Source organism: Pseudazoarcus sp. NS20 (genome assembly GCF_059703745.1).
Window position 1 is genome coordinate 882,208 of sequence record NZ_BAAKIY010000001.1, and the last position, 25,671, is coordinate 907,878.

Annotated in this window: 19 protein-coding genes; 12 read left to right on the top strand and 7 right to left on the bottom strand. The window is 64.1% G+C overall.

Annotation, left to right across the window (positions count from 1 at the left end):
- Positions 1 to 7 precede the first annotated feature (7 nt).
- Positions 8 to 1,489 carry a SulP family inorganic anion transporter gene (locus AC6H0W_RS04075; protein WP_497575842.1) on the bottom strand — a complete coding sequence of 494 codons (1,482 nt, stop codon included), beginning with the start codon at positions 1,487 to 1,489 and terminating at the stop codon, positions 8 to 10.
- A gap of 330 nt (positions 1,490 to 1,819) precedes the next feature.
- Here AC6H0W_RS04075 and AC6H0W_RS04080 point away from each other — a divergent pair, with 330 nt between their 5' ends.
- Entirely contained in the window at positions 1,820 to 3,235 is a 1,416-nt protein-coding gene (locus AC6H0W_RS04080) for a DHA2 family efflux MFS transporter permease subunit (RefSeq protein ID WP_497575843.1), read from the top strand.
- 134 nt (positions 3,236 to 3,369) lie between these two features.
- Here AC6H0W_RS04080 and AC6H0W_RS04085 read toward each other — a convergent pair whose 3' ends face one another.
- Positions 3,370 to 4,377, bottom strand: coding sequence for a hypothetical protein (locus AC6H0W_RS04085; protein ID WP_497575844.1), 1,008 nt, complete (start codon positions 4,375 to 4,377; stop codon positions 3,370 to 3,372).
- A gap of 588 nt (positions 4,378 to 4,965) precedes the next feature.
- Here AC6H0W_RS04085 and AC6H0W_RS04090 point away from each other — a divergent pair.
- From AC6H0W_RS04090 to AC6H0W_RS04115, 6 genes are all read left to right on the top strand, one after another.
- Positions 4,966 to 5,247: a BON domain-containing protein gene (locus tag AC6H0W_RS04090; protein WP_497575845.1), complete on the top strand. Its 282-nt coding sequence runs from the start codon at positions 4,966 to 4,968 to the stop codon at positions 5,245 to 5,247.
- Between the two features lie 109 nt (positions 5,248 to 5,356).
- On the top strand, positions 5,357 to 7,258 hold the full coding sequence (locus AC6H0W_RS04095; RefSeq protein WP_497575846.1) for a secretin GspD/PilQ domain-containing protein: 1,902 nt from the start codon (positions 5,357 to 5,359) through the stop codon (positions 7,256 to 7,258).
- Positions 7,259 to 7,546: 288 nt separating this feature from the next.
- Entirely contained in the window at positions 7,547 to 8,911 is a 1,365-nt protein-coding gene (locus AC6H0W_RS04100; RefSeq protein ID WP_497575847.1) for a peptidoglycan DD-metalloendopeptidase family protein, read from the top strand.
- Positions 8,912 to 9,091: 180 nt separating this feature from the next.
- Positions 9,092 to 9,694: a flavin reductase family protein gene (locus AC6H0W_RS04105; RefSeq protein ID WP_497575848.1), complete on the top strand. Its 603-nt coding sequence runs from the start codon at positions 9,092 to 9,094 to the stop codon at positions 9,692 to 9,694.
- A gap of 311 nt (positions 9,695 to 10,005) precedes the next feature.
- Positions 10,006 to 10,650, top strand: a complete 645-nt coding sequence (locus AC6H0W_RS04110; protein ID WP_497575849.1) for a PRC-barrel domain-containing protein — start codon at positions 10,006 to 10,008, stop codon at positions 10,648 to 10,650.
- Between the two features lie 268 nt (positions 10,651 to 10,918).
- Entirely contained in the window at positions 10,919 to 11,605 is a 687-nt protein-coding gene (locus AC6H0W_RS04115; RefSeq protein ID WP_497575850.1) for an extensin-like domain-containing protein, read from the top strand.
- Positions 11,606 to 11,617: 12 nt separating this feature from the next.
- Here AC6H0W_RS04115 and AC6H0W_RS04120 read toward each other — a convergent pair whose 3' ends face one another.
- Together AC6H0W_RS04120 and AC6H0W_RS04125 are read right to left on the bottom strand one after the other, a co-directional pair.
- On the bottom strand, positions 11,618 to 12,265 hold the full coding sequence (locus tag AC6H0W_RS04120; protein WP_497575851.1) for a cytochrome c oxidase assembly protein: 648 nt from the start codon (positions 12,263 to 12,265) through the stop codon (positions 11,618 to 11,620).
- Entirely contained in the window at positions 12,262 to 12,867 is a 606-nt protein-coding gene (locus AC6H0W_RS04125) for an SCO family protein (RefSeq protein ID WP_497575852.1), read from the bottom strand. The genes AC6H0W_RS04120 and AC6H0W_RS04125 overlap by 4 nt, the downstream gene beginning before the upstream one ends.
- Positions 12,868 to 13,168: 301 nt before the next feature.
- Between AC6H0W_RS04125 and AC6H0W_RS04130 the strand changes: the two genes are divergently transcribed.
- Entirely contained in the window at positions 13,169 to 15,052 is a 1,884-nt protein-coding gene (locus AC6H0W_RS04130) for a bifunctional diguanylate cyclase/phosphodiesterase (protein ID WP_497575853.1), read from the top strand.
- A gap of 235 nt (positions 15,053 to 15,287) precedes the next feature.
- Entirely contained in the window at positions 15,288 to 16,484 is a 1,197-nt protein-coding gene (gene hmpA / locus AC6H0W_RS04135) for an NO-inducible flavohemoprotein (RefSeq protein WP_497575854.1), read from the top strand.
- A 21-nt stretch (positions 16,485 to 16,505) separates the two neighbouring features.
- Here the strand turns inward: hmpA and AC6H0W_RS04140 are convergent, their stop codons facing one another.
- On the bottom strand, positions 16,506 to 18,503 hold the full coding sequence (locus tag AC6H0W_RS04140) for an alkaline phosphatase D family protein (RefSeq protein ID WP_497575855.1): 1,998 nt from the start codon (positions 18,501 to 18,503) through the stop codon (positions 16,506 to 16,508).
- A gap of 194 nt (positions 18,504 to 18,697) precedes the next feature.
- Here AC6H0W_RS04140 and AC6H0W_RS04145 point away from each other — a divergent pair, with 194 nt between their 5' ends.
- Together AC6H0W_RS04145 and AC6H0W_RS04150 are read left to right on the top strand one after the other, a co-directional pair.
- Positions 18,698 to 20,185, top strand: a complete 1,488-nt coding sequence (locus AC6H0W_RS04145; protein ID WP_497575856.1) for a DUF4118 domain-containing protein — start codon at positions 18,698 to 18,700, stop codon at positions 20,183 to 20,185.
- Positions 20,182 to 20,877 carry a response regulator gene (locus tag AC6H0W_RS04150; protein ID WP_497575857.1) on the top strand — a complete coding sequence of 232 codons (696 nt, stop codon included), beginning with the start codon at positions 20,182 to 20,184 and terminating at the stop codon, positions 20,875 to 20,877. Before AC6H0W_RS04145 ends, AC6H0W_RS04150 begins: the two co-directional genes overlap by 4 nt.
- A 522-nt stretch (positions 20,878 to 21,399) precedes the next feature.
- Here the strand turns inward: AC6H0W_RS04150 and AC6H0W_RS04155 are convergent.
- Both AC6H0W_RS04155 and trkA read right to left on the bottom strand, forming a co-directional pair.
- A complete protein-coding gene (locus AC6H0W_RS04155; protein ID WP_497575858.1) occupies positions 21,400 to 22,851 on the bottom strand; it encodes a TrkH family potassium uptake protein in 1,452 nt (483 codons plus the stop codon).
- Positions 22,848 to 24,251, bottom strand: a complete 1,404-nt coding sequence (trkA, locus tag AC6H0W_RS04160) for a Trk system potassium transporter TrkA (protein WP_497575859.1) — start codon at positions 24,249 to 24,251, stop codon at positions 22,848 to 22,850. The genes AC6H0W_RS04155 and trkA overlap by 4 nt, the downstream gene beginning before the upstream one ends.
- Before the next feature lie 524 nt (positions 24,252 to 24,775).
- On the opposite strand from trkA, the gene AC6H0W_RS04165 reads away from it, so the two are divergent.
- Positions 24,776 to 25,663, top strand: coding sequence for a hypothetical protein (locus AC6H0W_RS04165; RefSeq protein WP_497575860.1), 888 nt, complete (start codon positions 24,776 to 24,778; stop codon positions 25,661 to 25,663).
- Positions 25,664 to 25,671: the final 8 nt, after the last annotated feature.

The following is a 25,671-nucleotide window of genomic DNA, read 5'->3' on the forward strand; positions in this document are numbered from 1 at the left end:
ATTCTCCTTAGTGCCCGCTCGACATCCGCGCGTCGGCGTCGGGTTTGTCGTGGATGGCGAAACGATCAATCAATGTCTTGCTGGCCTGATCCAGACCAATGATCTCCACCTCGGTGCCATCACGGCGAAACTTCATCACCACCCGGTCCAGCGCGTCGATGGCGGTGATGTCCCAGAAGTGTGCGCGCGTCACGTCAATGCGCACGCGCTCAATCACTTCCTTGAAATCAAAGCTGGCGTTGAAGGTGCCGGCTGAAGCAAAGAAGACTTCGCCCGTCACCTGATAGCTGCGCACGCGGCCGTGATCGTCGGTGCGCGAGCTGACGCTCAGCACGCGGCCCACCTTGTGAGCGAAGAAGATGCCCGACAGCAGCACGCCCACCAGCACGCCCTTGGCGAGGTCATGCGTGGCAACCACCACCACCACGGTGGCCACCATGACGATGCTGGAGCTGGGCGGGTGATTACGCAGGTTGCGGATGGAGGACCAGCTGAAGGTGCCGATGGAGACCATGATCATCACGGCCACCAGCGCGGCCATCGGGATCTGCCCGACCAGATCGCCGAGGAACACCACCATGATCAGCAGCACCACGCCGGCAATCAGCGTCGATAACCGGCCGCGCCCGCCGGATTTCACGTTGATCACAGACTGACCGATCATTGCGCAGCCGGCCATGCCGCCGATGAAGCCGGTGGCGATGTTGGCCGTGCCCTGACCGACGCACTCGCGGCGCTTGTCGCTGGGCGTATCGGTCAGGTCATCGACGATGGTCGCCGTCATCATCGATTCGAGCAGGCCCACCACCATCAGCGTCAGCGAATACGGGAAGATGATCGCCAGCGTCTCGAAGTTGAGCGGGATATCCGGGATCAGGAACATCGGTAGGCTGTCGGGCAACTCGCCCATGTCGCCCACCGTGCGCACATCCAGGTTCAGCCACATGGCGATGGCCGTGAGCACCACGATGGTCACCAGCGGCGACGGAATGGCCTTGGTCACCATTGGCAGCAGATAGATGATGGCCAGGCCGCCGGCCGTCATCGCATACACCACCCACGTAACGTTGGTCAGCTCGGGCAACTGCGCCATGAAGATCAGAATCGCCAGCGCATTCACGAAACCCGTCACCACCGAGCGCGACACAAAGCGCATCAGCAAGTCGAGCCGGATCATGCCGGCAATGATCTGCAGCACACCGGTCAGCACCGTCGCTGCCAGCAGATATTGCAGCCCGTGCTCCTTCACCAGCGTCACCATCAATAAGGCCATTGCCCCGGTGGCGGCCGAAATCATACCGGGCCGCCCGCCCGTAAAGGCAATCACCACCGCCATGCTGAACGAGGCATACAAGCCCACCTTGGGGTCGACCCCGGCGATGATCGAAAACGCAATGGCCTCGGGAATCAACGCCAGCGCAACGACCAGCCCTGCAAGCGTGTCGCCGCGGATATTGGAAAACCACTCTTTCTGAATTGTCTGGATCATCGGTAAAACTTCACAAAACGGCATCGCGCCCAGGCCGGCAAACGGCAGGGCTAACGCGGCTGCATGCGCAGATGCCGCGGATCAATCGGGAGATGAGGGTGGTGCAGACGGACTTCCGGCAGTCACCGAGCGGTGCATGCAAGAGGCAGTCACCGAGCGGTGCATGCAAGAGTATGGAAGTCGTGAGGCGTGCGAATTACAACGGAGTGGCTCCGGGGTGCTGCAGTGTGAAGGGGCGGATGATACGCGGTGGGGCTGGGGTGGGCAACGAAGGCGGTCTCGGCATCCATTTCTGCGGCATCATGATCTGACTCGATTTCGTGCGAATTCATGCGTTTTCCAGCCCCTTCCCTAGACGTTCTTACCCAGCGCCTCGGCGACCGCTTCAAGTGGTACGCCCTGTGCGTGGTTGCGCTCGGGATCATGGCGGCGGTGTTGTCGGCGACGAGTTTCAACGTGGCCATTCCTGCCCTGATGCAGGAATTCGGGCTGGGGCAGGAGAGGGTGCAGTGGGCGGTGACGGGGTTCATGGGGGCGATGACGCTGGCGATGCTGCCCACACCGTGGCTGCTGGACCGCTTCGGTTTCCGTAATTGCTTTCTGACGGCGCTGGGGGTGTTGCTGGCGGCAAGTGTGGCGGGGAGTTTGTCGCCGTCGTTCGGGTTTCTGGTGGCGATGCGGGTGGTGCAGGGGGCGGCGGCGGGCTTGTTGCAGCCGCTCGGGGTGCTGGCGGTGTTGCGCTTGATTCCGCCCCATGCGCAGGGGCGGGCGTCGGGGATGATGGGTTTCGGCATCGTGCTGGCCCCGGCTGTGGCGCCGGCGCTGGGTGGTTTGTTGCTGGATCACTTCGGCTGGAAGGCGGTGTTCTGGTTGAACATGCCGTTCTGCGTGGCGGCCGGGGTGGCGGCTTTGTTCCTGTTGCCGGTGGCGGGCGAGCGGGTGAAGAAGCCGTTCGACTGGCGCGGGGTGTTGCTGCTGGCGGTGGCCACCGTGGGCGCCATCGAGGCGGTGGCCGCGCTGCAGCACAGCGGTTTGTGGAGCGTGTGGACGCTGTTGCCGGGGGCGGCCACGCTGCTTGGCTTTGCCGGCTTCGTGGTGCACGGGCGGCGCGCGGCGGCGCCGATCATCCACCCGGCGCTGTTCGGCGCACGCGCCTTCGCCATGGGCAGCGTGGTGTCCTTCGTGTATGGCTTCGGGCTGTATGCCTCGACCTACCTGATTCCGGTGTTCATGCTCACTGCGCTGGGCTATTCGGCCACGGATGCGGGCATGACGCTGTTACCAGGCGGCATCGCGCTGGCGCTGTGCATTCCGCTGGCCGGACGTATGGCGGATTGGCTGTCGCCGCAGTGGGTGACGGTGGCCGGGCTGGTCGTGTTCGGGGCCTCGTTCGTGCTGCTGGCGGTGTATGGCGGGCACATTTCGCATGCCGAGTTGATCGCCATCACCATCGTCGGGCGCATCGGCCTCGGCATGATTCTGCCGTCGCTGAGTCTGGCAGCGCTGCGCGGGCAGGCGCCGCATCAGTTGGGGCAGTCGTCCACCGTGATCACCTATGCGCGTCAGCTTGGTGGGGTGTTGGGCGTGGCGATTTGTGCGGTATTCGTGGAATGGCGGCTCACGGTGTTTTCGGCCGACGAGGCGGCGCAGGCGTTTGCGCAGACCTTCATGCTGCTGGCAGGGGTGTTCGGTGTTGCGTTGTTGGCATCGCTGTGGATGCGGCCACCAGCACGCTCGGCGGATTGATGTCGGTGCGAGGCCTGCCGATTGGGCAGCGGCTTCTCGGCGTCAAAAAAACACCGGCTCGGGGCCGGTGTCGGGTGTTCGCTTGAGCGTATGCGCTGACCGTTGGTCAGCGATCGTCAGCGCTTGTGCGCAGCTTATTTGATCTTCTGGATCAGGGCGATCATCTGCTGGTTGGCCCCGATCATCGAGACGACCTTGTCCTTGGCCTGATCTTTCAGCTTGGCTTTGGCGCTGTCTTTCATCTGCTCGAGCTCGTACAGGTAGCCAAACGGTGCTTCCATGGTGACATTCGGGAAGGCGTGCGTCTTGTGGGTACCGTTGTAAACCGCCTTCATGCAGTTCTTGATGGTGATCTTGGTGGACGTGACGTTGACGACGTCGAGGTACATGTAAGCCTTTACCGACCCGCCATTGATGATCTGAATCGAAATGCCATCACAGCTGCCTGCCTTGCTGTTCTGCATCTCGCGGATCCTCTTGATGAGGTTCAGGTTGGTGGGCTTGTCATCGCTCCATTTGATCCAGCTGTTGTACTGGAAGGTCTGATCCGGGTGGATGCCGTTTTGCATGGTGCCGGCAATATCGGGTTTGTACACCAGATCAATGCCGCCGCCGAAGGTGCGATGACGATCCTTGAAGTCGTGGCCCTGGCTCTTCGAGCGCTTGAGCAGGACGACGCCATTGGTCTTGATTGACTGGTATTTGTCGTAGCGGTGCTTGAGTTCGGCAGAGGCATGCACGAGCTTGCAGAACTTGTCACGGGTGCTGTTGAACTTACCCTGATCGAGCTTCACACCTTTGGCAACGAGCTGATCGTACGTCGTATGGCTGGCGCACTGATCGCCCGCGTACCCGATCAACTGGGATGCGCTCAGGTCGGAGTAGGACATCTTGGTCCAGGTCGCGTCCGAGTTGTCGGAGGTCGGGGGCACGGGGGACGCGGCCGTGTAGGTCTGGCCGAGCTTCATGGCGTTGAAGCTGTTGAGCAGGCTGTCGATTTCGTTGGTTACGTTGGCGGACAGGTAATTGTCGACTTGAGTTTGCAGGGCGGCCAGATCATCTGCATGAGCAGGTGCGTGGAGCGGGGCAAGGGCGAGAAATCCAAATGCAAGAAACAGCTTCGTCCGATTGAGGGGACGCATATAAGGCCCTTTAGGGTATGTGTAAATGCAGAGTTGCGGCCCGAGTCTAACAGTTAGTTAGGATGACTTTCCGATGCCTGCCCATGAAAAATGCGTACTGTGCGGCTGGAGGCAGTATGTGCGGCCGCCGTAGTCCCATATGGGTTGCCAGATTCGGCACACCCGGTAGCACGACGCGGTGGGCGCGGCGCCGCTGTGCTGGAAGCCTTGATCGGCTCAGAGGCTGCGCGCGTTCCTGTTGATCTGTCGCTGCAAGCGCTGCGAAGAGAGTGTGGCGGGGCGGCATCGTGTGCCGAGGTGTAGGGCATGCGCAACACCGAAGGCGCTGTTTGCCAAGTAAGCGGGCGACATGTGCCGCCCGATGCCTGTCGAGCGTCGCCTATGCCCCACAATGCGCGATGAGCTAGCAAAGTCTTCCTACGGATCTGCGGTCCGTTTTCGCGGCATGCGCACGAGTGTTTTCGTTCCGCAAACGTCGTGCAGCCAGAGTCGGGCAGTTTGCGCACTGTGGTGCGCTGGCGAATTCCCCCCGGGCTCACTTTGTAGAGAGTTTCAATGAACATGCGAGCAAGCGTCATCGCAGTCGGCATGGCTTTTGTCGTGCTGACGGCCTCAGGTTGCGCCGTCACGCCCGACCGGAAAGCTGTTGGTGACAATGTGGGTGATAAAGCCATCACGTCGGTGATCAAGGCTCGTCATGCCGAGAGCGCAGATATGTCCATGGCGGATGTGTCGGTCGAGACGCTGTATGGCGTTGTGCTGTTGTCCGGCTCTGCGGGCAGCGCACAGGAAAAAATGGCGGCTCAGACCCTTGCCGGAGAGGTGGAAGGCGTCAAGGCCGTGCACAACGAGATTCTGATCCGCCCCTGACGCCTGCTGATCAGGGCGCCGCCGCGCGCGGCCCATAGGCGCCCTGCCGGGGGCGCTCTCCTCTTGATAAGCACCACCCAATCATTTCCCTTTTCACAGGATCTCCGCGATGAAAGCACTCTCCCATTCCCTGCGTCGAGGTCGGGTCGCGGCCGCCGTGGCGCTGACGCTGTGTGCTCTGCCCGGCGCGTGGGCGGACGAGCCCTCCAGATCGTTCGCCCACATGGTGGAGACGGTGGCGCTGGTGCCGGCCGACGCGCATGATTCCGAGATGTTGGCCAAGGTCACCACGGCGGTCGGTTTCATCAAGCGCATGGAATTGCCGCGCGCCCAGTTGGCGTTGAATGAGGCCCTGCAACTCGATCCACGCAATTCACACCTGCATTTCCTGAACGGCTTCGTCTATCACCTGCAGGCTCGCCAGGGGGATACGCAGAAGACCGAGCTGGCGCTGGAGGGGTACCAGCAGGCGTTGCGCCTGGACCGAAGCAACTGGATCGCGCAGGAGTTTCTGGCACTGGCGTACATGGACCTGCAGCGCTTTGAGAGCGCCAAATTGGCGTTCTCCGAGGTGCTGATGCTGACGCCGGACAGCGCGCGATCGATCTACGGCCTGATGGTGGCAGCGTACCTGACAGGTGACGCCAGAACGGCCTGTGCCATGGCCGACGAGTTCCTCAAGGTGTCCGCCCGGCCCGAGCCGGGCTTCCTGCGCTCCAGCATCCCGGTGTATGCCTCGTGCGGTCAGTTCGCCCGCGCCGACTGGGTGCGCGCGGCACTGATCGAGCATCTCGGGGACGGGGCCGACGTGGCGCGCATCGATCGCCGGCTCGCGCAATGGAAGGCCTTCTACAGCAAACCGGGCAACGCCGGTGCCATCAAGACCGGCCTGAGCTCCGGGATGGCTGGCGAAAGCCCTTTGATGCTGGCGCAGGCCTACGCCACGAAGGATTCCGATGACGCGGAGTCGTCGGAAGAGGGTCGCCCCGATGACACGTCGGACAGCGCGGACAATGGCGCGCCCGAAATGCAGATGGAGCAAGCCGGCCCAGCCGAGCCGAAAATGCTGCTGGTGGATGTAGTGCTGCTTTCCACGCAGGAGCTCATGTCGACCTCCAAGGGCGTCAACCTGCTGGGCGCACTGACCTTGCAACTCGGTTCATTGGCGGACAATCTGCCGGCGTACTCGCGCGTCACCAGCTCGACCGACGGTGCTTCGACGACGACCATCACGCGCGCCGTGACCATTCCCGCATTGTCGTATTCGCTGAACATCGCCAACGCCAACAATTCGGTCAACGAAGTACTGGCGCGTCCGACGCTTGCGGCCATCGAGGGGCTTCCTTCGGAGTTCTTCTCCGGTACCAACCTGAGTGCGGGCGTGGTGTCCACCAGTGAGCAGGGTGGTACCACCATCGTGCCGCTGGAGAAGAGCTTCGGCATCAAACTCTCGGTGACCCCCGCTTTCCTGCCGCAAGGCCGGGTGCAACTCAAGGTCGAGGCGCAGCGAACCTCCTTGAATGCCAGTTCGGAAAATCCGCGCGTGGCCTATCAGATCGAGATCGGCGAGACCACCGCGAACGCCAATGTGGTGATGAATCTGGGCGATACGCTGGTGCTGAGCGGCTTGAGCGAGAAGTCCTCTTCCACCACGCGTGATGGCGTTCCGGGCCTGCAGGATGTACCGGGGCTTCAATACTTGTTCTCGAATCGCCGCACCAACGACCTGCAGCGTTCGGTGCTCATTCTCGTCACACCGAGAGCGCCGGTGCAGGTTTCCGAAGCTGCTGCCAGTGAAAGCGTGCCGATGGCCGAGCGCATGCAGCAGTTGCGCGAGCGTTTCGGCTTTGCCGAGCGCATCGCTCCCAACATGGAGGCGGTCATGACGCAGCTCAACAGCAACGACTATTTCCGTGAGTTTCGTCAGGGGGATGTGGCGCTGGAGCGCTGGGATCGCATGCGCACCACCGGTGATCGGCTCAAGGAAGCTCTGGGCTTCCTCTACTACTGAATGCGCCGCACCGGCAGCCTTGGCGACTCATGCACGCCCGGCCGCACTTTTACATTTTCAAGGCGAGCGCAGGCCGAACCGCGTTAGGTCGAAAACACGAAGCGGCCTGAGCTCTGTGCTGGCGAGGAATTACCTCGGACGGCCGCTGATGACGAATGAGTTCTTGCGTCTTGCCGCGTGCATGCACTGCAGTTTGAGGGTGAAATCGGCGGAACGATTTTGGAGTCACTCGCTCTTTCTGTCAGCCCGCGGGCGCCTGCGCGGGAGGGAAATGGAAAGGACGTGTTGGTGAAGAGTACGAAGCAGGCCGTCGTTTTCCCGACGGCACGAGGTAAAGGAAGCTGGCGCTTCCTGGTGTTTGGACTGGGTGTTCTGGCCGTTGGAGTCAGCTACGCATTCAAGCCGGATTGGCCACCGGAACCCGAAGCAACGACCGTTACCGCCCCTTCCGTGGGCGACCTGACCTTGCCTGAACTGCCCGCGGTGTCGTCGTGCGTGATGCCGCTTGAGGCGGTGATGCAGTCGAAAAGCGGCGTACAGCCGGTCACCACGCGCGAACACCGTATCCGCTCGGGTGATACCCTGGGTGCGCTGTTCTCCAGATTCGGCGTAGGGCACGAAGCCATGCAGGCCGTGTTGAGTGCTGATGAAGACTTGCTGGCGCTGGATCTGCTGTATCCCGGCCACGTGCTGAAGTTCGATCTGGATTCCGCCACCTCGCAACTCGTCAGCCTGACGCTCGAACAAGGCCCGGGGCGCCGTATTCAATATTGCGCCACCGACGAGGGCCATTTCGTCGCCGAAGAGCATGAAGCCCCTACCGAGTGGCGCCCGCGCGTGCTCAGCGGCAGCATCCACGGCAGCTTCGCCCGCTCGGCCTCGCGTGTGGGCCTGAGCAATGCCGATATAGCGCGCATTCAGCAGATTCTCGAAGGGCGCATCGATTTCCGTCGCCAGATTCGTGCGAATGACCGCTTCGAAATCGTGTTGGGCGATGAGTGGACCGATACCCTGGCCACCGGCAAGACCCGTGTCGAGGCGGTGCGCCTGCACACCGCCCGCGGCCCGGAGGCCGCCTTTCTGCACGACGATGGCAATTATTACGATGCCGACGGAGAAAGCCTGACGCGAGCCTTTCTGCGTCATCCTGTGGCGCAGCGCTTCCGCATCAGTTCAAGCTTCAACCCGCGCCGCCTGCACCCGGTAACGCGACGCGTATCACCGCACAATGGCACCGACTTCGCCACCCCCATCGGCACGCCGGTGCTCACCACCGGCGACGGCGTGGTGACGCGTGTCGGCAATCACCCCTTTGCAGGCCGGTATGTCGAGATCGACCACCACGGCCAGTTCAAGACGCGTTATCTGCATCTGAGCCGCATACAGGTAAAACGCGGGCAGAACGTGTCGCGCGGTGACCGTATCGCGCTGTCCGGCAACACTGGTCGCAGCACGGGGCCGCACCTTCACTACGAGTTGCACGTCGGCGGTCGGCCCGTCGATCCCATGAAGGCCGACCTACCCACCGCTACCGTGATGGCTGAAGAGGAAAAAGCGCGCTTCTTCGCACAGGTCGCACGTCTTGAGTCCGACATGGCTCGCGCGGGCGCGCCGATTGCCCAACTGCCGCGCCTTTTGCCCAGCCGCCTGTGACCGGGGGCTGGCGAGTCCGCGCGACGGTCGCTCCACGGCCGTATGGACAGGAATCGGCACGGGCGAGTGAGTCGGTCATTGCGCGGTGCGCAGCAAAGAAGCAATCTGTCGGGCCTGGAAGGGGCTCCATCAGCGCACTGACGAGCGCGGCCCGTCCCGACTTCTTGACTGAGACTTTCCATGAGTCGTTCGATTGCTCGGGTGCCGCTCGACAAAGCCTACCGCCTCATCAACCACGGTCCGGTGGTGCTGGTGTCGGCACATCATGACGGCGTGAGCAATGCGATGGCGGCCTCATGGGCATGCGCGCTCGACTTCGCGCCGCCCAAGGTCACCGTGGTGATCGACAAGGCTACGCGCACGCGCGCCCTTGTGGAGGGCAGCGGGCGCTTCGTGCTGCAGGTGCCCACCGCCGCGCAGGCGCGGCTTGCATATGCGCTGGGCAATCACAGCCAGATCGACGAGCCCGACAAACTCAGCCGCTACGGCGCTGCGCTGTTCGACATCGACGGCCTGGGCCTGCCGCTGGTGGCCGGTTGCTCGGCATGGTTGGCGTGCCGGGTAGTGCCCGAGCCGCACAACCAGCACACCTATGATCTGTTCATCGGCGAGGTGGAGCACGCATGGGCCGACCCGCGCGTGTTCAGTGACGGGCACTGGCACTTCGAGCACGCCGATGCCGCGCTGCGCAGCCTGCACTACATCGCCGGCGGGCAGTTTTACGTAACCGGTGATGCGTTGCCGGTGACCGACAGCCCGGCTGACGGGCAATCCGCGGTCTGAGTCACCCCGCTCGCCCCATCTCCCCCGCCTTGTTGGCCTGATTTTGGCCGTTTCGTGTAACCCGATGTTTGTCTTGATGCCGCCACCATGGCCGCTTTCAGCCGTGGCGATGGAAGTCTTTCGGCTGTCAGGTGGTGGGCGTGAATCGCGCTCATGGCGCGGGCTCGAGCGTGTAAGCGGGCATGCGAAAAGAGTGGCGGGTGGCGTGTTCCACATGGCTCACACCCCGAAACAGTCACGCCGCACATCCGTGGCGGGTATCGCCATACTGGATTCACGGTTTCGAGAGGACGGCCCGAAAACGCATTGGCATGTCGCAGATATTCTTTTGGAATATCAATTTCGTACCGTTGTTCGACCATACAACAACCCAGGAGTATGTGATGAATACCAATCTTCGTAAAACCATTGTTGCTGGTTCCGTTGCTGCACTGATCGCTTTCCCTGCCTGGGCCGCCGCTGATACGGCGCAGGAGCGTTCGGGCACTTCCCCGTACCCGACTTCGCAAGCGGCTCCGGCTGGCCAGACCGGCGGTGCTGCAGGTCAAACCGGCGGCGCCGCACCGACTGCAGGTGCCGCTGCATCGGCCAATAATCCGCTGCACGCCCGCACTGCCGACGACGTGAGCGACATGGACATCGTCAACGTTGCTGGCGACAAGATCGGTTCGATCGACGCCATCGTCCTGAGCCAGGACGGCTCGGAAGCCCACGCCGTCGTTAAAGTCGGTGGCGTGATGGGTGTTGGCGCCCGCTCGGTGCTGGTCTCGCTCGACGAGTTGGCCCCGGCCGCTGATGAAGAACTGCGTATCCAGGCGACCGAGGAAGAGCTGAAAGCTCGCCCGGAATTCGACAAGGATCAATACACCGAGATCGAGGGTGACCAGTTGATCGGCGAGTCGATCACCCAGGCCGACAGCGGCGCGGCTGGTGGTGCTGGCAGCCGTAACATGTAACCGCATCCCGTGACGCGAACCGGCCCGGCCGGTTCGCCGTCGCTCGCACAATCCCCGGTTTGCGGCTCGCCGCGCCGGGGATTGTGCTTTTGGTCGTGCGCTGTGGCCCATTTTTCAGCTGACATACTCGCTCAGCTTGAACTTGCTGCTCGCGCGTACCTCGAACCTGCGCCGAGATTCGAGATGTGTTGCCGATGATTCCCTGTCCTGCATTCAAACCGCCCCGTAACCTGCAAAGCCCCCACTTGGGTTGGCGGGGTGAAGCGCGGTGAAGCTACTCATTTGCTTGCTGCTTGCGGCCGGTTTGCTGGCGTGGAGTCACGGCGAGTACTGGCAGTTGCCGGATCGTCACAACCCGTGGGCGCCGCTGGTGATCGAGGAGGAGCCGGGGTGGCTGACGCGCTTCAAGTTGTCGCGGCTCGACGATGAGCCGGAGCAGTGTCAGGCGGTGCTCGAGACCGCGCAGATGAGCTTCACGGCGCTGGATGATCGCGAGACGGGGCAGGGGTGTGGTTTCAGCAATGCGGTGAGGGTGAGTCGCACGCAGGCCGACATCGGTGCGCCGTTTTCGCTGACGTGTCGTGCGGCGGTGTCACTGGCGTTGTGGGAGCAGCACGTGATGCAGCCGGAGGCCGAGCGTGTGCTGGGCGTGCCGGTGCGGCGGCTGGAGCACTACGGCAGTTATGCCTGCCGCAATGTGTACGGCCGCGAGGCCGGGCGGCGCAGCCAGCATGCCACGGCGAACGCGCTCGATATTGCCGGCTTCGTGCTGGCCGACGGGCGGCGCGTGAGCGTGCTGCGCGACTGGCCGCGCGAGAATGACGAGAGCGAGTTCTTGCGGGCGGTGCAGAAAGGCGCGTGCCGTTTCTTCAATGGCGTGTTGGGGCCGGAATACAACCAGGCGCACGCCGACCACCTGCATTTCGACCGTGGGCCGTATCGCATCTGCCGCTGAGCCGTGCAGCGCTCAGGGCGGTGTTTCAGCCGCCTCGGTGCTGTTCGCCAACAGCCGCATGCCCAGCGCCACGGTGCCGGCGAAATAGACGAGGCCGCTCCAGGCCGCCATCAGGATGCCGCCCAGGCGTTGATCATCCAGTTGCGTGAAGCCGAAGGCGCCCAGACACAGTTCCGGTGGATAGATGAGCTTGGGCGCCATGATGAGGATCATGCCCAGCATGGTCATGTGCGCGAAGGTGAGGAAAAAGCCGAGCAGTGCCAGCGCCATGCCCTGGCGTGAAAGCGTGGCGAAGCCGAGCAGCCAGATCGCCACGCCTGCCGCAAGAAAGCTGAACTGCTGCAGCACGAACGCCCCTGCGTGCAGCGCGGCCGCCTCATGCAGCGCGGGCACGTGCCAGCCCCACACCACCAGCATCTCGGCGGCAAACGCCAGCACCGTCCAGCGTTGAACGTGCGCCAGCTTGTCGAGACGCAAGCCGGTTTGCGCGAGGCCCAGCGCGAGCAGCGGTGCGGCCAGCGCGACGACGCCCAGATGCAGCAGCATGTGCGCGGAGAACGCGGTGCGGCTCATCGCCGGCAGCGGGCCGAGCCACAGTGCGGCGAGCAGGGCGAAGCCGAGCAGCAGCAGGCCGTGGCTGCGCAAGATGGGGCGCCTCATGATTGCCCGGCCTCGGCTCCACTCACCCATGTTGCGATGTCGCGCGCCATGGTGTCGACGGATGCACCTTGCGCGAACACCTGTGCCAGACCGCCGTCCGGGCGCATGAGAAACATCGACGCGGTGTGGTCGAGCGTGTAGCTGGCACCCGTCGGCACCTTGCGGAAGTACACGTTGTAGGCGTCCGCAGCCTGCCGGATCTGCTCGGCCGAGCCGGTGAGGGCGGTGATGCGCGGGTCGAAGGCAGCGGTGTAGGCGTCCAGCACTTCTGGCGTGTCACGTGCGGGGTCCAGCGTGATGAACAGCACCTCTATCTGCGCGCTGTCGCCATCAAGGCGGCTCAATACGGCGGCGGCGTCGGACAGTGCAGACGGGCAAATGTCAGGGCAATGCGTGAATCCGAAGAACACCAGCCTCCAACGGTCGTCAAAGCCTCGCTCGGTGACGCGATGCCCCCGTGTGTCGCGCAACTCGAAAGCACCGCCGATGCGCGCGTCGCTGGCCATCACCGGAACGGGCGCGGGCCAGCTCAGGTAGGCCACGGGCAGGCCGGCAAGCAGCAGGGCCACGCCCGCGCAGCAGGCGAGCAGCGTGTTCTTCACGTTATTCATCCAAGGACAAATGCTGAAAACCTACTGTACACCACGTGTTGGCGAGCGCCGCGCGGGCGGGTCGCGCCGTCGTGTGTGGAACAGTTTGCCGATGTCGCGTGAATGCTCGGTTCGGGAGCGAAATCGTCGGCATACTTGGCGTTGTCGGCCGTGACCGTTCAGGGCGACGAAGGAGATCTATGACTTACCGGGCCCACGACGTGCGCGCCACGCCTGCCGCAATACCATTGAGCCGCTTGAACGCCCTGCGCAGGCGCTCGGGCACGGGGCATGCACGATGAGGCTGTCGCCCATGCCGCACGCTGCCGCGGGCCGAGCACCCTCGCGCATTCTCGCGGGGTCTGGCTTGACGCTGCTGATCTGCCTGGTGTGTGCAGTGACGATTACCGGCATCTGGCTGGCCACGCTGCAGCGTATTGCGTCGGAGCGGGAGCAGGCCGTGGCAGCGGCCATGAAGTCGAACTCGAATCTCGCCATTGCCTTTGAACAGCAGGTGTATCGCACCCTAAAGGCTGCGGAGCAGGTGGCGGCATTCGTGCGTGAGCAGTACCTGCAGAAGGGGGCCGACATCGATCTGCAGGATTGGGTGGAACACGGCGTCATCCGCGAGAGCATGTTCACGATCGTCAGCGTGGTGGATGAGCACGGCACCATCGTTCGCAGCACCGGGCCACACACGGGCGCGGTGAATTATGTTGATCGCGCGTTCTTCTTGGAGCAGCGCGAATCGGCTGAAGACGCATTGTTCGTGAGCCAGCCGGTGCTCGGGCGGGTGAGCGGACGCTGGCAGATTCCGATGTCCCTGCGCATCACGCGACCCGATGGCAGTTTTGCGGGCGTAGTGGTGATGTCCGTGGATCCGGCAAGCTTCACCGATTTCTATACGCAAGCCGATCTGGGGGCGCTGGGTTTGCTGGAGCTTTCCGGCCTTGATGGAACGGTGCGCGGACGCAAGATCGGCAATCAGAACAGTTTCGGCTTCGATGCCGCAGGGCTCTCCTGGTACCAGCGACGTTCGGAGGCGCCCGACGGGCATTTCGTCGATGACGGCACCACCGCCGACGGCGTGGCCCGCATCATCAGCTATCGCACGATGGCAGGCTATGCGCTGATGGTCACCGCAGGCACGGCCTATGAAGACGAACTCGCTCCGGTCATGCAGCGGCGCAACAATTACCGGATGGTGGTGAGCGCGGCGACGCTGGTGCTGATGCTGTTTGCCGGCTTGTTGATTTCGGTGCTCAGACGTCAGCGTCTCGCCGCCGAAGCCTTGCGCGCCAGCGAAGCGGTATTCCGTGCGACCTTTCACCAGGCAGCGATGGGCATCGCCCACATCAAGCCGGATGGTCGCATCCTCGATGCCAACGACAAGTTCTGCCAGATGCTCGGCTACGGCATCGACGAGCTGCGCAGCCGCTCCGTGTTCGACCTGAGTGACGCCGATGCACGCGAAGAGGCGCAGCGCTTTCTGGAGAGTCGGCTGTCGCAGCAGGCGTCCGACGCATCGCCCGAGATCGAGAAGACCTATCGCCGCAAGGATGGCACTAAGTTGTGGGTGTGCGAGGCCTTGAGTGCAGTAGGCGGCGAGTTCGGCACGCCTGAATTTCTGGTGGCGGTGTCACAGGACGTCACGGCTCGCAAGGAGCTCGAGGCGCGCCTGTCGCACGATGCCTTGCACGATGCGCTCACCGGGCTGCCCAACCGCGTGATGTTCCATGACCGTCTTGTGCGCGTGATCGAATCGGCGCGTCGCCATGGGGATCTGGGCGCCGTGCTGTTCATCGATCTCGATGGTTTCAAGGAGATCAACGATACCTATGGTCACGCAGCCGGAGATGCGCTGCTGCAGCAGGTGGCGCGTCGTCTTGAGGCGTGCGTGCGTGCCGAGGATACGGTGTCGCGCTTTGGTGGGGACGAGTTCGGCATCGTGCTGGCAGCGCTGGGCGACGCCCATGACTGCGAGATCGTCGGGCAAAAGGTGGTGGATGTGCTGGCGCAGCCTTTCGATCTGGAGGGCGCCGCGCCGCGCGTGTCGGCCAGCGTGGGGGCGGCGGTTTTTCCCTTGCAGGGCGACGATGCCACGAGCTTGATGGCGCGTGCCGATGCGGCCATGTACACCGCCAAAAACGCCGGCAAGAACCTCTTTCACTGGGACGCACCGCGCGCCGCTCGCTGAGTTTCACCGGCCCCTGCGGCGGCTTCTCGCCTGCTGTCGTCCTTGTCTGCACCGTTTGTTCGACCCCGCCGCAATGTGGGCTTATCCCGACGTGCGCGAGCGTTGATGTGCCTTGCTTCAGGCTGTGCGCGTTTATTGTGGTATTTTAAATGCGTTAATTTCGTGGCGAGTGGCCCTGTCTTCGGCGGCACTCGCCGCGTTCCGCCCACTGCCTGACCTAATCAACGGAGTCGAAATGCTGAATGCTGCTTCCCTGGAATTGATCCACGCTTCCGTGCCGGTGCTGCGTGAGCACGGCGAGACCATCACGCGCCGTTTCTATGCTCGATTGTTCGAGCGTCACCCCGAGCTCAAGAACATCTTCAACATGGGCAACCAGCAGTCCGGCGCGCAGCAGCAGTCGCTCGCCAGCGCGCTGTATGCCTACGCCGCCAACATCGAGAATCAGGCCGCGCTGGCGCCGGTGGTGGGGCGCATCGTGCAGAAGCACGTCAGCTTGGGCGTGCGTGCCGAGCATTACCCCATCGTGGGCGAGAACCTGCTGGCCGCCATTGGCGAAACGCTGGGCGAGGCGGCCACGCCCGAGTTGATCGCCGCGTGGGCCGAGGCCTACGGCGTGCTGGCGGGTGCCTTGATTGCCGAAGAGGCGCGCTGGTACCGAGAACATGGTGTGCAGCCGGGGCAATTCATGCCGCTGCGCGTGGCGCGCAAGGTGCAGGAAAGCGCCACCGTGATGTCGTTGTACCTGGAGGCCGGCGACGGCGGAGAGTTGCCGGAGTTTCAGCCGGGGCAGTACATCAGCGTGGCTTTGCACGTGGATGCGCTCGGCCTGCGGCAGGCGCGCCAGTACAGCCTGTCGACCGGTTCAACGCGGCAGGGCTGGCGCATTGGCGTGAAGCGTGAGCCTGAAGGTTCGGTTTCCAACCTGCTGCATGATCAGGTCAAGGTGGGTGACTTCGTGGAAGTGAGCCTGCCGTGTGGCGACTTCGTGCTGGATGAGCAGGCCAGCGAGCCGCTGGTGCTGATCGGCGCGGGCATCGGCATCACGCCCCTGCTTTCGATGCTGCGCGGCAGCCTTGAGCGCGCGCCGCAGCGCCCGGTGACGCTGCTGTACGCCACCACCGATGGCCACCATCACCCGATGAAGGATGAGGTCGCAGCGCTGACGGCACAACACCCGAAGCTTGCGCTTCACGTGAGCTACGAAACGCCGCAGGCCACCGACGTGGCGGGGCGCGATTACGACAGCCGTGGCCGCCTCGACCTCGCTGCGCTGGACGCTGCCAGCGTGCCGGCGGACGGGCGTTACTACGTGTGTGGCCCGGATGCCTTCATGCAGCAGCAGCGTGATGCGCTGCGCCAGCGTGGCGTGGCGCCCGAGCAGATGCAGTTCGAGGTCTTCGGCCCGGCGCTGATCGGCCATCTGAACTGAGCGCTGAGGGGGCGGTGGGCATCACACCGATGTCCACATCGACTCCTTTTCGCGCGGGGTGAACGCCACGGCGCGCCCGTCGGTCAGCAACTGACGGATGCGCCATGGCACGCCTTCATCGTCGATTTCGACCAAGCCGATGCCTTCGCCATTGAGCAGCCGTCGGCCCGAGGGTGCACCTTCGGGCCGACGCGGAATCACGCGCATGTGCCGACGGCGCGTGAACCAGTTGAGTGGCGAGCGCGGCGAATACAGCCAGCGGTTGCCGCGGTCGAGTTTGTCGAGCAGATCCGGCGGGAAGGTGTTGCGTAGCCCGCTGCTGCAGATCTGCCAGATGCGCGGGCCGTGATCCTGACTGCGCGCTCGCTGGCGCAGCTCGACGTCATACACGAAGGAATAGTGCACGTCGCCCGACAGCACCACGAAGTTCTGTGGCGTGTTGGGGTGGCGGAAGATGTTGAGCATGGTGTGGGCGGCCCCGCGGTGGGCCATCCAGTTCTCGGCGTCGACCGTGAGCGGGTGGCCAAACCACGTGACGATGCGCTGCAGCGTCTCGATCAGCTTCACGCCGAACATGGGTGCGGCCGACACCAACAACACGGCGGGAAGCCCGCGCAGAAGGGTTTGCAGGTCGATCAGCGATTCCCAGTCCATCAGGCCTGAGGGGTGGCGTGCGCGTGTCTCTGAATGCCAGCGGTTGGTGCGCGTGTCGATCACCACCAGCGGCGGGGTGGTGGGCCACACGTAGTGCCACTGGCGGAAGCGGTGAAGCTGTTTGATGCACGCCTTGTGCGCCTCGTTTCCGGGGCTGTCGAGTGTCTTGGCCACGCAGTCGAGCAGTTTGGCGTCGAAGGCATCCGGCCGATTGCCCCAAGCCTGGTTGATGACGTAGCTCAGCATCGCGTTGCCGAGCACGCGGCGCGAGAACGGGTGGCCGTAGGCGATTTCTTCCCATTCACGCGAGAGGTTCCAGTCGTCGGTGACGTCGTGATCGTCGAAGATCATCGCCACCGGGATGTGCGCGAACAGTCGCCGCACGGCGGGCAGTGCGGCGCGGAAGGGGGCGATGAGCTCGCACTCGTGCGCGTAGAGCTCGCGATCTTTGTCTTCGAGCGTCTGCGGTGGCGTCAGGTCGAGCCCTTCCCAGCAGGCTGGCGACCAAGCCAGCAAATACATGCTCAACACTTCACCCAGCGTGATCAGGTGGTTGTGTGCGCTGTCGGTGGTGAAAACGGGCTTTTCGACACCGCCGAACAAGACTTCGACCAGCTTCGGGTTGCCCTTCTCGCGGCGCGGCAGCAGGGTTTCGCGCTTGTAATAGCCGGACGGATGGGCGTACAGCTCGGTGGAGTCGGCAACACCGCATTCCTCGGTGCCTTCGAGCGTCTCCACTGGCAGGCCGAGCTTGTCGATCAGCGAGTGGATGGCGCGCAGCATCGGCCCTGCGACGTCGTCGGCGTAGACCTGATCGCCGCTCAGTACCAGGGCTGTCGGCCACGCAGGCAGATCATCCCGCGCCTCGGCGAACGGTCCGCCGGCTTCGAGCAGGCGGGCGAGCAGCCGGTCGGCTTCGGCCAAGCCGTCGTCGCCGTCGAAGTGCGGCTTGCGGCAGGAGCCGTGCAGCAGCGAGCCCACTTTGGGCGCGAACACGAAGCCGGGCGTCTCGTGGCCGGGGTAGCACAGATCAGGCGCCCAGTCGTGCCAGTCCAGCCACTTGGCGTCGGTGGTGTCAGTCGCCTGCAGGGCGGGGTTCCAGGCAATCCAGCGGTTTTCCGGCAAGGCTTCGTCAAGCGCCAGATCCACCAGCAGGTAATGCAGCCGTTTGCCGGCCTTGAGGTGCAGGCAGCTCGGAGTGCCAGGTTCGCAGACATGTTCGATCGGCCCGTTGCCGGTATCGAGCGTGATGCGCACGCGCGCGGCTTCACGGGTGGCCAGCCACAGCACGATGCGGCGCGCTTCGATGCGGCGCAGGATCGGGCCGGCCAGCACCAAGGGTAGTTCGGAGTCTTCTGGGCTCAATTGGGCTTCCGCAGGGTTGATCGGAGTCTGCGTACCGTACCGCGTTTTGATTGCGATCATGCGGTCACGTGGCCGGCGAGTGGTTTCAGAGTGTGGTCTGCGCCGTGGTTGCGAGGGATTCGTTGGCGCGCGCTTTTCATGCGTGATCCTTCACAATGGCGTTTCCGAATTCTCGGTCATTTTGTCGATTCGCCATGCGATACCCGCCCCGGCTGCTCGAACCCGTGCTTGATCGCCCCGCGCTGCGCAGCTATGTCTATGCGGCGGCAGGGGTGATGGGTGTGGCCGTGCCGGGGGCGCTGCTGCTGGGGCGCCTGGATCCGGCCAATATCGTCATGCTGTTCCCGTTGGCGGTGCTGTTTGCCGCAATTCGCTTGGGGCGAGGGCCGGCGGTGTTCTCGGCGGTGCTGTCGGTGCTGGTCTTCGACGTGTTGTTCGTACCGCCACGCTTCGCCCTCAGTGTGAATGATCTGCAGTACGTGCTGACTTTTGCCGTGTTGCTGGTGGTCGCGCTGATCACGGCAGAGTTGGCGGCGCGCTTGCGGCGCGAGCGCGACATCGCCGAGGCAAAGGGCCGGCAGAGCGAGGCGCTGTATTCCATCGCGCGGGACTTGTCGGCAGCGTTCACGGTGGAGCAGATCGCCGAGGTTGCGGCGCGTTACGCGGGCGAGTCGTTCGGCGCACGGTTGCGCGTGTGGGCGGCCGATGACGATGCGGTGCTGCAACCGGCGGACGAGGTGCCCGACGAGGCCCGCCATGCGTTCGAGTGTGGCCAAAGCCTGGTTGGGGCGGATGGCACGCAGCATGTACCGCTGTCGGGGCCGATGCGCGTGCGCGGGGTGTTGTCGCTGGGTCGCCCTGTCTCGACGGCGATGCCCGCTGCGTCGATGCTGGGCGCGCTGGCCGGTCTGCTGGGCATCGCGCTGGAGCGGGTTCACTTCGTCAGCGTGGCACAGCGCAGCGGCATCGAGATCGAGACCGAGCGGCTGCGCAACGCCTTGCTGTCGGCGCTGTCGCACGACTTGCGCACGCCGTTGACGGCGATGGCCGGGCTGGCCGACACGGTCGCAATGACACCGCCGGCGCTGTCGCCAGCGCAGGCAGAGATGGTCAGCGCCATCCGCATCGAAGCACTGCGCACCGGTGCGTTGGTACATAACCTCCTCGACATGGCGCGCTTCGAGTCCGGCGGCGTGCGCCTGCGCAGGGAATGGCATCCGTTGGAAGAAATCGTCGGAGCCTCGTTGCAACTGTGTGCGTCGTCGCTGGCGCGCCATCAGTTGCGTCTGGATTTTCCCGAGGACCTGCCGATGGTCGAAGTCGATGCAGTGTTGATGGAGCGCGCAGTGTGCAACCTGGTGGAAAACGCCACCAAGCACACGCCGGCCGGCTCGACCATCGACATCGCTGCGCGGGTGGTGGATGACCGCCTGGAGCTGCATGTCAGCGATGACGGCCCTGGTCTCCCGGATGGGCCCGCCGAAGACCTGTTCGCCCGCTTCGTGCGCGGGCGCAGCACCTCCGAGGCGTCGGGCGTCGGGCTGGGGCTGGCGATTGTCGATGCGGTCGCCAAGGCCCACGGTGGTACGTTGCGCGCACACAATCGTGCGCCCGGTGGCGCCTGTTTCACGTTGTCGCTGCCGCTGGGCGAGCCGCCCGCGTTCGAGATGCCTGAAGCATGAGCCGTCCTGCGTGTCCCGTCGTGGTGCTGGTCGAAGATGAGCAGCAGATTCGCCGCTTCATCAGCAGTGCGCTGCAGGCGGGTGACTGTCACGTTGTCGAGGCCGAAACCGTGGCACGTGGTCAGATCGAGACACAGTCGCGTAAGCCCGATTTGCTGATCGTCGATCTTGGCCTCCCCGACGGCGACGGCCTGACGCTGATCGGGCGTATCCGCGAATGGTCGGCAGTGCCGATTCTGGTGTTGTCGGCGCGAGCCGGTGAGGGCGACAAGGTCGCCGCGCTGGATGCCGGGGCCGACGATTACCTGACCAAACCCTTTGGCGTGGCGGAGTTGATGGCGCGTGTGCGCGCGTTGCTGCGTCGCACGGCGCTGGCGCGGGGTGCCGAGTCCGCGGTGGTGCGTTTCGGTGCGGTGGAGGTGGATCTGGCGCGACGCAAGGTCACGCGCGATGGCCAGACGGTGCATCTCACGCCCATCGAATACAAGTTGCTGGCCCATCTGGTGGCCAATGCCGGCAGCGTCATCACGCACCGCCGTTTGCTGGCTGAAGTGTGGGGGCCGAACCATGTCGAGCACGTGCACTACTTGCGTGTGCACATGACCAGCTTGCGCCGCAAACTGGAGGTGACGCCGGCGTTTCCGGCGCATATCCGCACGGAGACGGGGGTAGGGTACAGGTTGGTGTTGTAGAGGTTTGGTCGGGCGTTCCAGGGTGTTTTGGGTCGAGTTCGTTGGTTTGAGTTTGTCGGGCCGGGACTCGCCCCGGCGGGTGACTTCCTTTCTTGCTTCGCGGCCAGAAAGGAAGCATCGAGCCGCGCCCCGCATCCGCGTTCCTTCGGGGTTCCCTCGCTTCTGAGGAGAGCGTGCGGTGCGGCCCTTTTTTTGGTTTGGGTTGCCAGGTGGACTTCGTGTGGTCGTGCCGGGTGTGCCGAGGGCACTACGGTTCTGCCGTCATTGCGAGGAGCGCAGCGACGCGGCAATCTCGCAGCGTTGCCAGATCGCATGGTCAGCAGATTGCCGCGCTGCGCTCGCAATGACGGAAATGACCCCGGCGCCAACTTTGGAAGGTGCTGCCTTGGCGCGCGTCGCATGTTCCAAACTTTTCTGAACCGCTGAGCGCAAAGCGCTCACTGCGGGGCAAACTGCTGCCGGCTCGGCCACGCCAACGAACTCCCTGAACGTAGGCACAGCTCCCCGAGACTCGGCAACGCATCACCGCCGCCAGAACCCGGCCGTGAACAACACCAGCACCGACAACACCTCCAGTCGTCCGACCAGCATCGTGGCCACGCATACCCATTTCTGAAAGTCGGTCAGGCCGGCGTAGTTCGAAGCCACGTCGCCTAAACCCGGGCCCATGTTGTTGATGCATGCCACGGTGGCACTCAGTGCGGTGATGAAGTCCAGGCCCGAAGCCATCAGCAGAAAGCTCGAAGCCACTACCGTCATGAAGTACAGAAAGATGAAGCCCAGCATCGCCTGGATGACGCTGACCGGCAGTTGCAAATCGCCGATGCGCATCGGATTGACGACGGCCGGGTGGATCATGCGCGTCAGTTCGCGGTGGCCCTGTTTGGCCAGCGTGAGTGTGCGGATCATCTTGATGCCGCCGCCGGTCGAGCCGGAGCTGGCGGTGACGCACGACAGATAGAACATCCAGAAGGTGGCGAAGGGCGGCCAGGCGCTGAAATCCTGGCTGGCGTAGCCGGAGTCGGTGGCGAGCGACACCAGGTTGAAGCTGGCGTGACGCAGCGCCGTGAGGTAATCGGGGTACACGTCGGTGGCCACCAGATACGCGGCCACACCCAGCGACGACAGCGCCAGCACGGTAACCACGCTGCGCGCTTCCATGTCACGCCACAGCGGGCGCAGACTGCGCGCCTGAAAGGCCGCAAAGTGCGATACGAAGTTGAGCGCAGCGGCCACCATGAAGGCGATCAGGATGGCTTCGATGACCGGGTCGTTCCACGCGCCCACGCTGGCGTCGCGCGTCGAGAAGCCGCCCAGGCTGAGTGCCGAGAAGGCATGGCAGATCGCGTCGAGCCAGCTCATGCCAGCCAGTCGCAGCGCCACCGCACAGGCGACCGTGAAGGCGCAGTAGATCAGCCACAGTGCCTTGGCCGTGTCGGCAATGCGGGCGGTCAGGCGCGCATCCTTCAGCGGCCCCGGCACCTCGGCCTTGTACAACTCGCGCCCGCCCACGCCGAGCAGCGGCAGGATGGCGACGGCCAGCACGATGATGCCCATGCCGCCCAGCCACTGCAGTGCGTGGCGCCACAGGTTGATCGACGGAGGTGCGTGGTCGAGCCCGGTCATTACCGTGGCGCCGGTGGTGGTCATCGCCGACATGGTTTCGAAGAAGGCATCGGTGAACGACATCTCGCCATACACCAGCAACAGCGGAATGGTGGCGATGGCCGCCATCTGTATCCACGCCGCCACCACCAGCACGAAGCCGTCACGTGCGCGCAGCTCGCGGTAGTGGCGGCGCGTGGCGAGGTAGATGGTCAGCCCCAGCCCTACCGTGAGTGCCATGGCATACACGTAGTCGATCACCAGGCCGTCGTCGAACACCAGCGAGCCGAGAATCGGGATCACATACACCACGCCGAAGAAGGCCATCAGGCGCCCCAGCACGTTGAGTACAGGCAGGGCGTTGTTCATCCGAAGAACCCCGGCGTGACCTGAAACAGCTTCTCGACGGCGCGCACCAGCTTCTTGTGCGTACAGAAGACGATGATGTGGTCGTCCTGCGCGATCACCGTGTCGTGGTGCGGCATGATGACTTCGCGGCGGATCACCCGACCGTCGCGCAGTTCGTCGCGCACGATGGCGCCGATGGTGGCGCCGTTGGGCAGCGCGATTTCATCGATGCGACGATCCACCACGCGCGAGTGGCGGCGGTCGCCGCGCGCGATGATTTCCAGCGCTTCGGCCGCGCCGCGGCGCAGGCTGTGCACGGCCACCACGTCGCCGCGCCGCACATGCGCGAGCAGCGAGCCGATGGAAATCTGCGCCGGCGAAATGGCGATGTCGATCGGCCCGCCCTGCACCAGGTCGACGTAGCTCCTGCGGTTGATCAGCGCCAGCGTGCGGCGCGCGCCCATGCGCTTGGCCAGCGAGGCCGACATGATGTTGTCTTCGTCATCGTTGGTCAGCGCGGCGAAGAGGTCCATCCCCTCGATGTTCTCGTTGGTGAGCATGTCCTCGTCGGTGGCATCGCTGCGCAGCACCAGCGTGTGTTCCAGCTCGGCCGCCAGGAACTGCGCGCGGCGCTTGTCGAGTTCGAGCAGTTTTACGTTGCACTCGCGCTCGATGGAGCGTGCCAGCCGCAGGCCGATGTTGCCGCCGCCGGCGATCATGATGTGGCGCATCCGCTGGTCGCCGCGGCGCAGTTCGCGCATCACATGGCGGATATGCACCGTGGCTGCCAGGCAGAAGACTTCGTCGCCCGGCACGATGATGGTGTCGCCCTCGGGAATCAGCGCCTCGCCGTTGCGGTAGATGGCCGCAATGCGCGCGTCGATGTTGGGCAGGTGGTAGCGCAAGGTCTTGAGCGGATGGCCCACCAGCGGCCCGCCCTCGAAGGCCTGCACCCCGATCAGGCTGACCGCGCCGTCGGCGAATTCGAGCACCTGCAGGGCCTCGGGAAACGCGATCAGGCGTTTGATGTAGTCGGTGACGATCTGCTCGGGGCAGATCGAGAAATCCACCGCGAAATTGTCGGGCGCAAGCAGTTCCGGGTGGTCCACCAACTCCCCCGAGCGCAGCCGCGCAATGCGCGTCGGCACGTTGAACACCGTCTTTGCCACGCGACATGCACACAGGTTGATCTGGTCGGATTGCGTCACGGCCACCAGAAGGTCGGCGTCTTTAGCGCCCGCCTCGGCGAGCACCGACGGCGACGCACCGTTGCCGCAGATTGTGCGCACCTCGAAGCGGTCGCGCAGGCTGTCGAGCAGCTCGGCACTGATGTCGATGAGCGTGATGTCGTTGGATTCGGAGACCAGATTTTCGGCCACCGAGGTGCCGACCTGCCCGGCACCGAGGATGATGATTTTCACTGCTGGCGTCCTGTGAAACCCGGATTGCGATGGACGCATGCTAGGAAGGCGGGGATTAAGATGGTGTAAATAGTGTGCGCTGCAGCAAAGCGCTTGCGTCGCGTGCTCCGGCGGTGCCCTATGAAAATAAAACCTGGCAGGTACAATCCCGCGCTTGTGCCTTTTGTCGACTTGCGGATGAACCACCCTGCCTTTGCCCCTCTGCACACGGATCGAGCGCCCGCTCGAGGTGTTGCGGTGCGCTGCGCTTTGGCCTCGGTACGTCCTGCAGTGGCCCTCACTCCCCAGTTCCAAAGGTGGTTCGCCGTACTTTCCTTCGCCGTGCGACAGGAAAGGTCCGGCAACTGATCACCCCTCTCGCACGGCGTAACGGCTCAACCGCCTGAAACGTCTTCCGCACGACCTCGATACGGCCTCCCGCCTGCAGCGGAGCGCATGCGCACAGGTCCGTCCGGATTCCGATGATTCCATTCGCTGCTGCGCCTTTTCAGGCGGGCGGCGGGTTTTCGTCCATGGGAGTGGAAATGGATCTCAACAAGAAAACACTTCGCGCCAAGCAACCGTGTGCCAGCGGTTTTCGCTGGTTCATGAAGCACAGCCCCGAGGGCGCCGACTACCAGAACCTGATCGATGCGCTGTTGGTAGAAGGGCGCGTCACCGATGCCTGCTGGCTGGTCGACACCTTCGGTCCGGTCAGCAGCCGTTTGTGCATCGACGGCCTCGACAGCGATGCGGTGGTGGCCGCCGGTGACCTGGAGGTGGCCGGTAACCTGCACAGCGAGACGGTGCTGCGCACGGCAGGCTCGCTGCACGTGCGTGGGAGCGTGCGCGTAGGCGCAGACATGCGTGTTGCCGGTGACCTCGTGGTGGAGGGCAATCTGAGTTGCAACGGCACCTTGCGCGTCGGAGGGTCGATTCGCGTCGGATGGGGGCTCGACGTGAAAGGCGCGTTGAGCTGCGAAGGCAACGTGCGCACTGGCTGGAGTCTGACAGCGGGTGAGGGCGTCGACGTCGGTGGCCAGATCACGGCAGGCAGCGACGTGATCGCCAACGAGCGCCTGGATTGCCGCAAGGGCCTGCGAGCCGGCGGCAGCATCCTGACCGTCGATACCCTCAGTGTCGGGCACGGGATGATGGCCGGCGGCTGGATACAGAGCGGGCTGCACATCGAGGCCGGATGGGGGCTGCAGGCGGGGGGCGGCATTACCGCCAAGGGCTCCATCGTGGCCGGTGAAAGCATCGTGGCGCAGGAGTCGATCCGCTGTGGCGAGGGGTACGGCGTGTTCGCGGGTACCAATGTGATGCGTGATTTCTGGCCGGACAACGCGGTGGTGTCGGCTGCACGCTGCCCGGATGAACTGCGCAGCGGCCACTGGGTGGCGCCGCGGCCGCTGATGCACGAAGGGGCCTGAGCATGATC

Excerpts from the sequence above, each read along its gene's own strand:
- AC6H0W_RS04130 (WP_497575853.1), top strand. The coding sequence starts at position 13,169 with ATGCCGCACGCTGCCGCGGGCCGAGCACCCTCGCGCATTCTCGCGGGG.
- hmpA (WP_497575854.1), top strand. The coding sequence starts at position 15,288 with ATGCTGAATGCTGCTTCCCTGGAATTGATCCACGCTTCCGTGCCGGTG.
- AC6H0W_RS04095 (WP_497575846.1), top strand. The coding sequence starts at position 5,357 with ATGAAAGCACTCTCCCATTCCCTGCGTCGAGGTCGGGTCGCGGCCGCC.
- AC6H0W_RS04150 (WP_497575857.1), top strand. The coding sequence starts at position 20,182 with ATGAGCCGTCCTGCGTGTCCCGTCGTGGTGCTGGTCGAAGATGAGCAG.
- AC6H0W_RS04165 (WP_497575860.1), top strand. The coding sequence starts at position 24,776 with ATGGATCTCAACAAGAAAACACTTCGCGCCAAGCAACCGTGTGCCAGC.
- AC6H0W_RS04080 (WP_497575843.1), top strand. The coding sequence starts at position 1,820 with ATGCGTTTTCCAGCCCCTTCCCTAGACGTTCTTACCCAGCGCCTCGGC.
- AC6H0W_RS04075 (WP_497575842.1), bottom strand. The coding sequence starts at position 1,489 with ATGATCCAGACAATTCAGAAAGAGTGGTTTTCCAATATCCGCGGCGAC.
- AC6H0W_RS04120 (WP_497575851.1), bottom strand. The coding sequence starts at position 12,265 with ATGAGGCGCCCCATCTTGCGCAGCCACGGCCTGCTGCTGCTCGGCTTC.
- AC6H0W_RS04145 (WP_497575856.1), top strand. The coding sequence starts at position 18,698 with ATGCGATACCCGCCCCGGCTGCTCGAACCCGTGCTTGATCGCCCCGCG.
- AC6H0W_RS04155 (WP_497575858.1), bottom strand. The coding sequence starts at position 22,851 with ATGAACAACGCCCTGCCTGTACTCAACGTGCTGGGGCGCCTGATGGCC.
- AC6H0W_RS04085 (WP_497575844.1), bottom strand. The coding sequence starts at position 4,377 with ATGCGTCCCCTCAATCGGACGAAGCTGTTTCTTGCATTTGGATTTCTC.
- AC6H0W_RS04090 (WP_497575845.1), top strand. The coding sequence starts at position 4,966 with ATGGCTTTTGTCGTGCTGACGGCCTCAGGTTGCGCCGTCACGCCCGAC.
- AC6H0W_RS04105 (WP_497575848.1), top strand. The coding sequence starts at position 9,092 with ATGAGTCGTTCGATTGCTCGGGTGCCGCTCGACAAAGCCTACCGCCTC.
- AC6H0W_RS04110 (WP_497575849.1), top strand. The coding sequence starts at position 10,006 with ATGTCGCAGATATTCTTTTGGAATATCAATTTCGTACCGTTGTTCGAC.